The sequence below is a fragment of the Serratia grimesii NBRC 13537 genome (assembly GCF_001590905.1).
In the GTDB taxonomy this organism is placed as follows: Bacteria; Pseudomonadota; Gammaproteobacteria; order Enterobacterales; family Enterobacteriaceae; genus Serratia; species Serratia grimesii.
This window is the reverse complement of sequence record NZ_BCTT01000007.1, coordinates 285,395-298,912: the sequence shown is the minus strand read 5'-3', so window position 1 is coordinate 298,912 and position 13,518 is coordinate 285,395. Positions and strand designations below refer to the sequence as shown.

Annotated in this window: 12 protein-coding genes; 8 read left to right on the top strand and 4 right to left on the bottom strand. The window is 55.2% G+C overall.

What is annotated here, in order from left to right; all coding sequences use genetic code 11:
- Nucleotides 1–79: 79 nt before the first annotated feature.
- The 7 genes from SGR01S_RS10730 to SGR01S_RS10705 all read left to right on the top strand — a co-directional run bounded on the left by SGR01S_RS10730 (nucleotide 80) and on the right by SGR01S_RS10705 (nucleotide 6,744).
- The gene (locus SGR01S_RS10730; RefSeq protein ID WP_037424405.1) at nucleotides 80–1,000 is read left to right on the top strand and encodes a L,D-transpeptidase family protein; all 921 of its coding nucleotides are present in this window, start codon (nucleotides 80–82) and stop codon (nucleotides 998–1,000) included.
- Nucleotides 1,001–1,043: 43 nt separating this feature from the next.
- On the top strand, nucleotides 1,044–1,187 hold the full coding sequence (locus SGR01S_RS24345; protein ID WP_167348754.1) for a hypothetical protein: 144 nt from the start codon (nucleotides 1,044–1,046) through the stop codon (nucleotides 1,185–1,187).
- Nucleotides 1,188–1,331: 144 nt separating this feature from the next.
- A complete protein-coding gene (locus SGR01S_RS10725; protein WP_037424404.1) occupies nucleotides 1,332–1,739 on the top strand; it encodes an ExbD/TolR family protein in 408 nt (135 codons plus the stop codon).
- Between the two features lies 1 nt (nucleotide 1,740).
- Nucleotides 1,741–2,487 (top strand): energy transducer TonB family protein, encoded by a 747-nt coding sequence (locus tag SGR01S_RS10720; RefSeq protein WP_061807431.1) that lies wholly within the window; start codon nucleotides 1,741–1,743, stop codon nucleotides 2,485–2,487.
- Between the two features lie 39 nt (nucleotides 2,488–2,526).
- Complete coding sequence (locus SGR01S_RS10715) at nucleotides 2,527–4,773, top strand: TonB-dependent receptor family protein (RefSeq protein WP_061807430.1); 2,247 nt, start codon at nucleotides 2,527–2,529, stop codon at nucleotides 4,771–4,773.
- A 77-nt stretch (nucleotides 4,774–4,850) separates the two neighbouring features.
- Nucleotides 4,851–5,501, top strand: a complete 651-nt coding sequence (locus SGR01S_RS10710; protein WP_037424398.1) for a MotA/TolQ/ExbB proton channel family protein — start codon at nucleotides 4,851–4,853, stop codon at nucleotides 5,499–5,501.
- Nucleotides 5,494–6,744, top strand: a complete 1,251-nt coding sequence (locus tag SGR01S_RS10705) for a phospholipase D-like domain-containing protein (RefSeq protein ID WP_061807429.1) — start codon at nucleotides 5,494–5,496, stop codon at nucleotides 6,742–6,744. The genes SGR01S_RS10710 and SGR01S_RS10705 overlap by 8 nt, the downstream gene beginning before the upstream one ends.
- Before the next feature lie 122 nt (nucleotides 6,745–6,866).
- Here the strand turns inward: SGR01S_RS10705 and SGR01S_RS10700 are convergent, their stop codons facing one another.
- The 4 genes from SGR01S_RS10700 to aptA all read right to left on the bottom strand — a co-directional run bounded on the left by SGR01S_RS10700 (nucleotide 6,867) and on the right by aptA (nucleotide 12,380).
- Entirely contained in the window at nucleotides 6,867–7,976 is a 1,110-nt protein-coding gene (locus SGR01S_RS10700; RefSeq protein ID WP_061807428.1) for a DmpA family aminopeptidase, read from the bottom strand.
- Nucleotides 7,977–7,978: 2 nt separating this feature from the next.
- The gene (locus SGR01S_RS10695; protein ID WP_061807427.1) at nucleotides 7,979–9,355 is read right to left on the bottom strand and encodes an APC family permease; all 1,377 of its coding nucleotides are present in this window, start codon (nucleotides 9,353–9,355) and stop codon (nucleotides 7,979–7,981) included.
- Nucleotides 9,356–9,518: 163 nt separating this feature from the next.
- Nucleotides 9,519–11,027 carry a CoA-acylating methylmalonate-semialdehyde dehydrogenase gene (locus SGR01S_RS10690; protein WP_061807426.1) on the bottom strand — a complete coding sequence of 503 codons (1,509 nt, stop codon included), beginning with the start codon at nucleotides 11,025–11,027 and terminating at the stop codon, nucleotides 9,519–9,521.
- Nucleotides 11,028–11,039: 12 nt separating this feature from the next.
- A complete protein-coding gene (gene aptA / locus SGR01S_RS10685; RefSeq protein WP_061807425.1) occupies nucleotides 11,040–12,380 on the bottom strand; it encodes an omega-aminotransferase AptA in 1,341 nt (446 codons plus the stop codon).
- 135 nt (nucleotides 12,381–12,515) lie between these two features.
- On the opposite strand from aptA, the gene SGR01S_RS10680 reads away from it, so the two are divergent.
- The gene (locus SGR01S_RS10680) at nucleotides 12,516–13,445 is read left to right on the top strand and encodes a LysR family transcriptional regulator (protein ID WP_061807424.1); all 930 of its coding nucleotides are present in this window, start codon (nucleotides 12,516–12,518) and stop codon (nucleotides 13,443–13,445) included.
- The last annotated feature ends 73 nt before the right edge of the window (nucleotides 13,446–13,518 follow it).

Here is a 13,518-nt window from a genome sequence, read left to right as displayed (position 1 = left end):
CGCAACCTGAAATTCTGTGGGTACAGAGGGCCGAGTTAACCTATATCTATAATTGCCAGTGGCCACAACCAACACGAAGATGAAAATGAGCATTCGCGCGTTACTAACCCTGTTTACGGCACTGGTGGTATTCAGCCAAGCTGCCTTCGCCGTTGTCTATCCTTTGCCTGCCAAAGACAGCCGTCTGGTGGGTGAGAACATCCAAATCACCGTACCGGAAGACAGCAAGTTGCCGCTGGAGAGCTTTGCCGCTCAATACCAGATGGGCCTGAGCAACATGCTGGAAGCCAACCCAGGTGTGGATCCATTCCTGCCGAAGGCCGGCAGCACACTGACTATTCCACAACAATTGATCCTGCCGGACGCCCCGCGTGAAGGCATCATCATCAACAGCGCCGAGATGCGTCTGTACTACTACCCGAAAGGCACTAACACGGTGATCGTGCTGCCAATCGGTATCGGCCAACTGGGTAAAGACACCCCGTTGAACTGGACCACCACGGTGCAGCGTAAGAAAGACGGCCCAACCTGGACGCCAACCGCCAAAATGCGTGCAGAGTATGCCGCTGACGGTGAAATCCTGCCTGCGGTATTCCCAGCTGGTCCGGATAACCCAATGGGGCTGTATGCGCTGTACGTCGGTCGTTTGTATGCGATCCACGGCACCAACGCCAACTTCGGTATCGGTCTGCGCGTGAGCCACGGCTGTGTGCGTCTGCGTGCTGACGACATCAAGTTCCTGTTCGAAAACGTGCCAGTCGGTACGCGCGTGCAGTTCATCAATGAGCCGATCAAAGCCAGTGTTGAACCGGATGGTTCTCGCTACCTGGAAGTGCATAACCCACTTTCTGCTAACGAAGAACAGCTGAAGTCGAAAGATCCTGTGCCGTTGACCATCTCTGCGCCGGTGGGCAAAGTGGTGATGGACCCTGCGGTTAACCAGAGCGCAGTGGATGCGGCAATCAAAGCCCGTTCCGGTATGCCGGTTAAAGTGAACTGATTGATTCAGTGTTGCGGAAAAGACGCCTTCGGGCGTCTTTTTTTTGGCTGAAAAACGCTTCAGGGGAGAAAGCACAACCGGAAGCCTTGCGGTGAATTGTCATAATAATCACAGTGCATTTACCTCTGCTATCGCCACCAGAAATGCCCATCCTGTGATTATTCCATTAAAAATCATCGCTGATTAATAAGTTATATAACCCCTCTGACCAGTTCCTGATTGAAAAAATTCTCTCAAATTATGTGCGCTGTGAAAATAAGATCACACAAGCGTAACAAAAGGTAAACATAGGCTCTCTATATTGGCTGCTTTGCTTTTGGGAGGGAGTGCCATGCGTAACTGGAACGAGCCGAAAAAGAACAAAGCGCACATCGAATTGATCCCGATGATCGACGTGATGATGTTTTTGCTGGTGTTTTTTGTGTTGATTAGCCTGAACGTGATCCCGGCCCTCGGGCTGAAGACCCAACTGCCGTCTGCGGGCAGTGCTCAGCAATTGAAGCCGCAGAAAAAGGCGATCATCACGCTGGGTGCAGAGGATCAATTGCAGCTCGACGGCCAACCGGTCGCACTGAATGCACTGGTCAGCACGCTGAAACAGCAGCAGCAGGAAAACCAGACCACCACCATTATCGTCAACAGTGACAAAGGCGTGGCGGTAGAGCGGCTGGTGGCGGTGATGGATAACCTGCGTCAGGGCGGCTTCTACTCCGTCTCTATCGCCACACGGAAGCTGTGACATGTATCTGCTCTATCGTTCACGTCACCTTTTCAGTTGGTTACCGGCGCTGATTGTCGCGGGCTGTGTGCTGTTTGCCAGCCAGCAGGCGGCACTGAAAATTCAGCCGCGCTATGACGAAACTGCCATGGAGCTGGCGTTGGTCGAGCCGGAACCTCAGACACAGCCAGAACCAGAACCTCCGGTGGAAACGCCGCCACAACCCGAACCCCCACCGCCAGAGCCGGAACCTATTCCTGAACCGGTAGTGCCGGCCCCAGAGCCGATTATTGAAGCCAAGCCGGTGCCAAAACCGCAGCCGAAACCTAAACCGGTAAAAGAAAAAGCCAAACCGGTGGAGAAGGCCAAACCCGTCGCTGCACCGGCAGCGCCACGAGCATTGGTCAGCAAGCCAGCGGCAGTAACCGCTCCGGCAGCACCGGCAGCGCCAAAGGTGAATACGCAGGCGATCGAAAACGGGTATTTGCAGGCGTTACGCCACGAGCTGGAACAGCGCAAGCGCTACCCCAGCGGACGGCAGGCCTCTCTCGAGCGACCTCAGGGCAACGTAGAAGTGTGGCTGGAGGTTGATCGCAGCGGTCGGGTGCTCTCGTCCGGCATCACGAATAAAGCCACCAGCATGCTGCTCAACCGTGCGGCACTGAGCAGTCTGCAAAGCATCAGCCAGGTGAAACCGTTCCCAAGCGACGCTTTCAACGGGCAAACAACAAAACGATTTTCAGCCACGTTCAATTATCAGGCGCCTTGACGCCTGGCATAACAGTTTGATCTTTATGGGAAGGGAACAATGAAATCTTTCAATCGATCTGGGATTTATCTGGCAGTGATGTCGGCGATATTGCCGGGTGCGGCACTGGCGGCGGACTCGACCGACGTCGGTACCATCAGTGTAAAGGGGCAGTCGCTGGGCGGTGGCATGATGGTGCAGGACGACAGCGCCAAGTCACGCTCCACCGTTACCAAAGAGGCGATGGATAAAATGCCGGCGGCGGCCAACGCCATCGACAAATTGAAATATACCCCGGGCCTGAACGTTAACAGTAATGACGCCAGCGGCCTGAGCGGCGTTGATTACACCATGCGCGGCATGAACTCCGATCAGATCGGTCTGTCGATGGACGGTATTCCCATCAACGACTCCGGCAACTATGCGGTGTACCCGAACTTGCTGGGCGACTCGGAGAACCTGGAGGAGATATTCGTTACCCAAGGTTCCTCTGAGGTTGATGGCCCGCATATCGGTTCCAGCGGCGGTAACATTGGGATGGTAACGCGCCGTCCGTCGAAGGACTTTGGCGGCTTTGTTAAACAGACGCTGGGCAGCAACAACCTGAGCAAAACCTTTGCGCGTTTAGAGACCGGTGAATACAACGGCTTCAGCAACTGGCTATCCTACTCGCACACTGAAGCGAAAAAGTGGCGTGGTGAAGGGCGCAACTATTCCGATAAGTTTGAGATGAGCTCGTTGTATGAGGACGGTAACGGCAACAGCAGCAACCTGGTAATGAAGTACAACCGTCAGAATAACGTCAACTATAACACCCTGAGCAAGGCGCAGTTTGAAAATGACGGCCGTTATGCCAACGATTACTCTGCTACGCCGGAGTACAACAGCAAGGGCCAGTTGACCAAGTACTACAAACTTAACCGCAATCCGTTCGATACCTTTACCCTGTCGTTCACCCAAAAACTGCAACTGCGTGACAACCTGGCGTTGACGGTACAACCCTATTACTACTGGGGTAATGGTGGTAGCTTCAACGGCCAAACTGCTTCTGTGCTGTCCAATACATCAGATAAGGCGGGTCAGTACGATCTCAGCAATTTGAAATCCAACACTTATTACCGCCCATCCTGGACCCAGACCTGGCGTCCGGGTATCACCACCAAGCTGAAGTGGGACATCAACGATCAACACAGCCTGGATATCGGCTACTGGTATGAACGTGCGCGTCAGTCACAGACCCAACCGTTTATCGGTATCAAGGACGACGGTAACCCAGAGCAAATTTCGGGTAAACCGGGCGGTTCCGATCAGGTAAAGGATGCCAATGGCAAAACCGTGCAGGGGCGTAACCAGTACACCATCACCCCAGCGCAAAAAGTGTGGCTGCAGGACACCTGGTTTGCCACGCCGGACTTAACCTTCGTCGGCGGGCTGGCCTATCAGTACGTTGAACGAAATGGGGATAATAAAGGCAGTCTGTATAACGTGCCGGAAAAGCGCGATGCCAGATACCATGAATTCCTGCCGAACTTCAGCGCCAGCTACAAGCTGAATCAGGAAAACCAGGTGTTCTATAACCTGACACGTAACATGCGTACCCCGCCAAACTACGTGCTGTACAACGTGGGGGATTCAATCAGTACCAAGCCGGAACTGAGCTGGAACCACGAGTTGGGCTGGCGTTTTCAGCAGGAAAATATGCTGATGAGTGCCACGCTGTTCTACATGCGCTACAGCGATCGTCAAATCTCCACCACCAACCCGGCCGGTGACTACGAGATGATGAACATCGGCAACGTCGAGAACAAAGGGCTGGAGCTGGAGTGGAGTGGCCAGTTGCCGCATAACTTCAACTACTACACCTCGTATACCTACACCCAATCTAAGCAGAAGAGCGACATCGTCAGCAACGGCGGTCTGCCGCTGCCAACCAGTGGCAAAGAGGTGCCGAACGTACCGAAAAACCTGCTTAACATGACACTGGGTTATGACGATGGCCTGTACTACAGCAGCGTCAGTGGCAAATACGTCGGGGCGTTCTACGGCGACTTGACCAATGACGAGAAGATTGGCGGCCGTACGGTATTCGACTTGGCCGCGGGTGTGCATTTGCCGGTGGACAAAAAGATCGTCAAGAGTGCGGCGTTACGCTTTGGTATCAGCAACCTGTTTGACAAGGAGTACCTGACCTCGGTGCGCACCACCACCTTCAACGCGGCCCCTTATGGCGGTGTGAGGGCCAGCACGCCGTACTACAACGTCGGGGAAGAACGTACCTTCAGCGTCTCGCTGGAAGCCACCTTTTAACTAATTAAACGCTATGGTTTTCACGTTGCAGCCAACAACGCTGCAACGTGAAAGACGATGGGCAAGAGGACCGAACGATGAATGCCAATCTGTTACACGACATTATTTTCTACGTGATGTACGCCGCACTGGCGATTGCGCTGGTGATCATTGTCGAGCGCGCGCTGTACTTCGCTTACACCCAACGTCAGGCGCGCCGACTGGAGCAGGCGCTGACGCTGGACGTGCATCGTACCGCCGATTTACCGGATGAACTGACGCAACGCAACAGCCTGCCACTGGCGGTGATTTCACCGGTGTTGGATCAAAAGCACCGTGCCGGCGACCGTGAGGCGATTGGCGATCTGATTGATGCTCAGTACCTGTTGAGTAAACCGCTGATGGCGCGTGGCCTGTGGCTGTTGGAAACCATCGTGACTGCTGCGCCATTATTGGGGCTGCTGGGCACGGTAATGGGGATTATCGAAACCTTTAAGGCACTGGCTGCCTCTGGGGTGTCTGAGCCAAGTCTGGTTTCTGCTGGTATGGGGACGGCGCTGTACGCCACCGGGTTGGGTATCGCCATCGCGTTGCTGTGCCTGGTGGGAAATAACTATCTGCAAAGCCGTATGGAACGTATTAATGAACTGCTGAAAGTGCTGCTGATCCGTGCGGGTGCGCCGACCAGCCGCCCGGAAAACGGCAGCCGCGAGCAATGGGTTGACAGCGAGGCACCACGCTATGCCTAATGGCCGTCAACCACGGCGGCCGTTGGGCCGCCTTTACACTGCGTTATGGGGTGGCTGTCTGTTGATGTTGAGCCAGAGTGCGACTGCACGTTTTGAGATTCCCGGCTACGAGCTGGTATACACCGCACCGGTGGAAACCGCTTTGCAGGCAGATGACCTGCGCAACACTGCGGAAGTGTGGCAACAGATGTTTGATGCGGCGAAAACCCGTATTGATCTGGGCCAGTTCTATGTGGCGAATGAACAGGGATCGTTGCTGGACGGTGTATTGCAGCATCTGAAAGCCGCAGGTGAGCGCGGGGTGAAAATCCGGTTTCTGATGGAAGAGAAGGGTATTCGCATCTCTACTCCTGAGACACTGGAACAGCTTAAGGCGATCCCGAATCTGGAGCTGCGCATTATTCCTTACCAGCGTCTGAGCGGTGGCATTTTGCACGCGAAGTATCTGCTGGTGGACGGTGAGCAGGCATTTGTCGGCAGCCAAAACTTTGACTGGCGTGCATTGGCGCATATCCACGAAACGGGATTGCGTATCAGCGATGCCGGGGTTGTTGGGCAGATCCAGGCGATCTTCGAGCAGGACTGGCAGGCTCAGGCCTTGCTGGCCGCGGCTAAACCGGTGCCGCAACTGCCGTACCAGCCAAATACCGAAACACCGCAGGGCAACTATTTGGTCGCCAGTCCGCGCGCTTACAATCCTGCCGGGGTGATTGACTCGCAGGTGGAGTTGCCGCGTCTGTTGGCAACCGCCAGGCAGCAGGTTCGGGTGCAGGTGATGGATTACGCGCCGCTGTCCTATGGCCCGGAACGCAGCCGGCCTTACTATGCTGTGATCGACAACGCCCTGCGCAGTGCCGCTGCACGCGGCGTGAAGATCGAGCTGATGGTTGCCAACTGGAACACCAAAAAGCCGGATATCGCCTGGCTGAAAAGCCTGTCAGTGGTGCCGAATGTGCAGATAAAGATCGTCACGATCCCACCGGCAAGTAACGGGTTTATCCCGTTCGCCAGGGTAATCCACAGCAAAATGATGACCATCGACGGTGAAACGACATGGATCGGCACCAGCAACTGGACCGGCGGTTATCTGGATAATTCACGCAATCTGGAGCTGGTGTTGCACAACCCAGTGATGAGCCAGCGGGTGGATAAGCTCTACAGCCAACTGTGGGACAGCGTTTACGCCGAACCGCTTAAGCTGGATTACGACTACCCGGCACCCAAACCGGGCGGCGAGTCCTGAGATTGTCGGCAGGTCTTCGTCAACACTAAACCGGTCGGGTCGAACATGTTCGACCCGATATAACCCTTTTAATTCTGTCGTTGGGCGCGGCATGCAGCGCCCCTGCCTTTGGCGTTGCTGAATTATTTCCGCCAGCCGGCTTGCTCCAGTGCCGTCAGCAACTGCTCTGCACTTAATCCTTCCGCCCGATGGCCGTTACCGGAAACGGTATTGGCCGCCAGCAACGCATTGATAATCGCCTCTTCTACCGCCTCAGCCGCCGCGGCAAACAGCTCGGAAATGTAATCGTTATTCACCATGCGCAATGGGGTGGTGAAGGCTCCCTTATTGGCGTAGTCGGCTGGCGGCAGCCCATCGTTGCCGGTGGCGAAGGCGATAAAGATATCACCGCTGGAGTCTTCGGTGCCGCCGCCGGTACGGGCAATGCCAATGCTGGCACGCTGGGCCAGTCGCGCGCATTGGTGCGGCAACAGCGGCGCGTCGGTGGCGAGTGTAACGACGATTGATCCCATACCCGGATGCGGCAGTTGCGGGGTGAATGGCGAATGAATATGCTCCAGATGGCGACCCACCGGATATCCGCCAACCAAAAGCGACGCACGCTTACCGTGGTTGGCCTGCACGATGGCGCCAACCGTCCAACCTCCGCGATCGGCGGGCAGACGACGGGATGCCGTACCGATCCCCCCTTTGAACTCATGACAAATCATGCCGCTGCCGCCGCCGACTGCACCTTCCTGCGGCAATCCGTCGTGCGCCGCTTGCAGTGCTTGTCGCACGTGCTCCGGTTTGACGTGAAATCCGTTGATGTCATTGAGCAAACCGTCGAAGGTTTCCATGACTATCGGCATATTCCAGTACACCGCATTGTCGTCGGCGGGCAGTGTTTCACGTTCCAGGGCAATCAGGCTGTCACGCACCACCCCGACGCTGTGGGTGTTGGTGAAGGCGATTGGGCTGGTGAGCAGACCGGCTTCGCGGATCCATTCCAACCCCGTGGCGTCACCGTTCCCGTTGAGGACATGCACACCGGCAAAGCAGGGGGATTTTCGGGCCTGACCGGCACGGGGTTCAATGACCGTAACGCCGGTCCGCACGCTACGACCGTCGGCCAGATCGGCGTGGATGCTGGTGTGACCAACGCGGACACCGGGCACGTCGGTGATGGCGTTCAGCGGGCCGGCAACGCCGTGACCAATCTTAATGCCCAAATCCTGAGCGCGCTGCGACATGGTTATTCTCCTTCTATTGAGGGTTCAACGAGCGGGACGGTTTGACGGGTGTGCATATAGCTCAGCACCAGGCCAAAACAGAGGATACCGGCAATGATAATAAAGTCTTTCAGGCTGCTGGCGATCAAAATTGTCCACAACACGTACAGGCAGCCAAGCAGTGCTATCACCACAGGCAGCGGCCACAGTGGCATCAGGTACGGGTGATGGAAATGCAAACGGCGACGGCTGATCAGCGCAGCGATGGACATAATGATGTACACCAGCAGCAGCAGGATCACGGTAAAGGAGGTTAGATCGCCGAGGTTGGAGCAAAAGGCCAGCAGCGCTGAGGGGATGCCGAACAGCAGGGTGGCGATCCACGGCGTGCCAAAACGCGGGTGGATCTTTTTCAGTGCCCGGTTCACCTGTGGCAGCCAGAAACCGTCACGGCCACTGGAAAACATCATCCGGCTGAACTGGGCTACGATGGCGATAATGGCGTTGAACACAGAGAGGTAAATGGCCCCGCTGACCACCCGCGCCAGCGTCGGTCCGCCCAATTGACTGACTACGTAGCCGACGGGGTCCGCCTGTTTGGCCATTTCAACCAAAGACGGCGCACCGATCAACAGCGCGGTGAAGGGCAGCAATTCAACCAGCACCACGATCACCAGCGTTAACATGATGGCGGTCGCCATCGGTTTGCCCTGTTCGCGCATATCTTCTGCCATGTACACCGCCGCGCCATATCCGTTGTAGGAAAATAGTGCGACGCCGACCATGGCGACGATTAACGGCACGGAGACTGGCGCCAGCACCCCTTCGGGATTGAGCATCACTGGGGCGGTGAGTATGTCTGCGCTCTGGTGCGGGTTGCTGAACCCCAGCCAGGCGATTAAGCCCAGCACTGCGATCTCGACCACCAGAAAGGTGCCGGTCAGCAGGGCGTTGGCCTTGATATTGAAAATGGCGCAGGCACCGCCGATCAGGATGGTGATCATGCCTGCCGTAGAGGCGTCAAATTGCGTGCCCAGCGCGGTATTTAAATAGGGCACCGCGCCAGTAGCCAGCACGGCCGGGACAAAGAGTGCGGCGCTGAGGATAAAAAGGTAAGTTTGTAGCCCACACAGGGTGCCGAACAGCCGTTTAATGATGCTGTATTCGCCGCCTGCGCTGGGGTGTGCGGCGCCTAGCTCTGCGTAGCACAGCGCGATGGTGGCTGCGATAAAGGCGGCGATCAGAAATGAAATAAAGGCGCCGCTGCCGGCGCTGGCAATCGCCAGTGGAGCGATGACAAAGATAGAGCTGGCCGGTGTGACGCCGGAGGCCGTAATCATCACGACGTCGAGGACGCTGAGATTACCTTTGAATTTATGTTCTGGTGTGGGCTCTTTCATTCAATACCCCATTAACAACGCGTAAGTGAGTGATGTTGCGGACGGCGATCATGCGATAGCACATTGCGATGGCATGTCGTTGTCCGGGCCTGATTAAATAGAGCGCGTGGAAAAAGAGGGCGAATGTCTTCGCCCCTATAAAATCATTATTTTTATTATGAAATTACCCTTGCCCGGACGGGAAGCTGAAGCTGGCATGCTGGGCGTCATGGGACGAAGGCCAGCGCTGGGTAATGGTTTTGCGCTTGGTGTAAAACCTGACGGCATCCGGGCCGTAAGCGTGCAAGTCGCCAAACAGCGAACGTTTCCAACCGCCAAATGAGTGGTAGGCCACTGGTACCGGCAATGCAACGTTAATCCCCACCATGCCGACCTGAATATGATTAGAGAAGTAACGTGCCGCCTCGCCGTCGCGGGTGAACAGACAGGTGCCGTTACCGTATTCATGGGCATCAATCATCGCCATTGCCTCTTTTAGCGTGTTGACCCGCACTATGCCTAACACGGGGCCGAAGATTTCCTCCTGATAAATCCGCATACCGGGTTGTACGCGGTCAAACAGCGTCGGGCCGAGGAAATAACCTTGGCTGGGCTGCCCGTTACCGTCTTGTACCTTCAACTCACGGCCGTCGACCACCAACCGGGCACCTTCTTCAACACCCTGATCGATGTAGCTTTTTACCTTTTGATAATGTTGCTGAGTGACCAGCGGACCCATGTCGTTGTGGTTATCGCAACCGGCACCCACCCGCATGTTGGCCATTTGCTGTTGCAAGCTGGCGATCAGAGCATCGGCGGTTTCATCTCCTACCGCGACAACCAGTGGAATTGCCATGCAACGTTGCCCACAAGAGCCGAATGCCGCCCCCATCAGTGCATTGACGCTGCCGGTGATGTCAGCGTCCGGTAATACCACTGCGTGATTTTTCGCACCGCCCAATGCTTGCACCCGTTTGTTTTGGCCGCAGCCGGTGTGATAAATATGCTCCGCTACCGGCGTCGATCCGACAAAACTCACCGCCTTAACGCGTGGATCATGCAGCAGAGTGTCCACGGCTTCGCGGTCGCCGTTGACCAGATTCAATACGCCGGGTGGCAGCCCAGCCTCCGATGCCAGTTGAGCGATATATAACGTGGAGGAGGGCACGCGTTCAGAAGGCTTCAATACAAAGGTATTGCCGCATGCCACAGCCATCGGCCACATCCACAACGGCACCATCGCCGGGAAGTTAAAGGGCGTGATACCGGCTACGACACCCAGTGGCTGAAACTCACTCCAACTGTCGATACTGGGCCCGGCATCCTTACTGTGTTCCCCTTTTAGTAGTTCCGGTGCATAGCTGGCGTACTCAATATTTTCGATGCCGCGTTGGAGTTCACCCATGGCGTCACTGAGTACTTTGCCATGCTCGGCGGTTATCAGTTGGCAGATGTGGTCGGCATGCTGTTCCAGCAACGCTTTAAGACGAATCATGATCCTGGCCCGTTTCAACGGCGGGGTATCTCGCCAGGCTGGATAGGCCCGTTCGGCGGCATCTATGGCACTTTCCACGGTGGCACGGTCAGCCAGTAACACGTCCTGATGTGACAGCCCGGTCGCCGGATCGAATACCGGTTGGCTGCGGGTGCCGCCAGTGGCGGACTGACCGTTGATCCAATGTGCAATTGGCATGGTATTCGCTCCTTATTCAGTGGCGTTGATGGCGTCGCCCAGGGCGTTGATTAACGAATCGATCTGCGCCTCACTGCTGATAAACGGCGGCGCCAGTTGTAGGGTGTCGCCGCCGTAGCGGACATAAAACCCTTTTTCCCAACAACGCATTGCCACCTCGTAGGGCCTGCGTGCTGCTTCTCCCGGTCGTGCCGCCAGCGTGATACCGGCCGCCAAGCCAAAATTGCGAATGTCGGTAACGTAGTGGCAGCCCTGTAAACCGTGCACTGCCTGCTCAAAATACGGTGCCAGTGCCTGAACCCGCTCAATCATCTGCTCGCGTTGAATAATATCCAGTGTCGCCAACCCAACGGCACAGCTAACCGGGTGGGCAGAATAGGTATAACCGTGCGGGAATTCGAGCAAATACTCGGGGTCATCGGTGTCCATAAAGGCCTGATAAATCTCTGGGCGAACCACTACCGCCCCCATTGGTTGTGCGCCGTTGGTCACCTGTTTGGCGATATTCATAATGTCTGGCGTGACACCGAACGCTTCGGCACCGGTCAACGCGCCGCAGCGGCCGAAGGCGGTTATCACTTCGTCAAAGATCAGCAGAATATTGTGTTGGGTGCAGATTTCACGGATGCGTTGCAGATAGCCAACGGGCGGCACAATCACCCCAGCGGAGCCGGAAAAGGGTTCAATAATGACGGCAGCAATGGTTGAAGCATCACGCAGCGCGATGATCCGGTTCAGTTCTTCTGCCAGCTCGGCCCCCTGCGCAGGCATCCCGCGTGAAAAAGCGTTATCCGTCAGCAAGGTATGCGGCAGGTGATCAGCCTCGGCGCTGGTACCAAAGGCTTTGCGGTTACCGGCAATCCCACCCACGGCAATCCCACCAAAGTTAACACCGTGATAGCCCTTTTCGCGGCCGATAAAGCAGGTTTTTCCTGCCTGACCTTTGGCTCGCCAGTAGGCCCGCGCCATTTTTAATGAAGTGTCTGCCGCTTCGGAGCCGGATCCGGTGAAAAAGACATAATCCAGCCCGGCTGGTGTCATGGCTTTAATTTTATTCGCCAACTCGAACGATAAGGCATGGCCGAATTGGAATGCCGGGGAGTAATCCAATTGGGAAAGTTGTTTATGAGCCGCGTCGGCTATTTCTTTGCGGCCATGGCCTAAACCGCAGCACCATAGCCCTGATAAACCGTCAAATATTTTACGCCCGTCCTGGCTGGTATAATAAACGCCTTCAGCGTGGCTTATCATTCGCGGGTTAGCTTTAAAATTACGGTTACCGGTAAACGGCATCCAATGTGCTTCTAACCATTCACGTTCGGGTTTATTTTTAGGGTGATTTAAATCAGCCATTTTTCCCTCCGGGCGGGAGAATCGATGAGGTTAATTAAATAACCTGGCGTGTTAATGAATTGTTGCTTGAAATTGACTATGTTCTGCTTCTTCACTAATGTGAATAATCATATGTCGAAACTTACTTAAGGTTTTATGCAAGTAAAAAAGCGCGCACTTTTGGGGCAGTTATCGGATATGGACTTGCGGTTGCTGCGAGTGTTTAAGGCCGTGGTTGACTGTGGTGGCATGAGCGCCGCCGAATTGGAGTTGAATATCAGTCTGTCGACCATCAGCAAGCATATCAAAGATCTGGAACAGCGTTTGGGCCTGACACTGTGCCATCGCGGGCGTGAGGGGTTTGCGGTCACTGACGAAGGGCTGCTGATTTACCAGGAAACCATTAATCTCTTGGCGGCAACCGAGGCTTTCCGTCGTGGCGTGGATGATGTGCACCAGCGTTTGGGTGGACAACTGCATGTGGCGATATTTGATCATACCGTCAGTAATCCACAGGCACATATCGGGCGAGCTATTGCGTTATTTAGTGAACAGGCACCGGACGTGTCTTTGCAAATGTATGTGGAGCCGATAAATACCATTGAGCGCGGCGTTATTGATGGGCAATTTCAGGTTGGCATTATTCCCATGCACCGTAGTGCAGAAAGTTTATCTTATAGTTCGTTATTTAATGAGAGGATGTTCTTATATTGCGGTGCGCAGCATGAATTATTTTCTGCTAATCATGAAACGCTGAATTGGGATCTATTGCACAATTATGCCTTTGCTGGATTAGGTTACCATTCGCCGAATATGGAACTGAGCCTGCAACAGCATTTGCATCGCAAAGCGACGGGTTTTGCCCAAGAATCGATAGCGACATTAATCCTTTCCGGTAAGTACGTCGGTTTTCTCCCCGACCACTATGCGGCATTTTTTGTCGCGCAGAAGATGATGCGGGCGATCAAACCCTCGCTGTTCTGCTACCACTGTGAGTATTCCAGCGTATTACGGCGTTCACCCAGCCCGCAACGGGTCGTGAAGCTGTTCCACGAGTGCCTGCTGGCGGCTCATGGAACAGCATGATGTTACTGATCTTTCTTCTTGCCGAAAATCTTGATCAGCACGCCGACCAGTATGCCAATCGCGATGCCGGTGA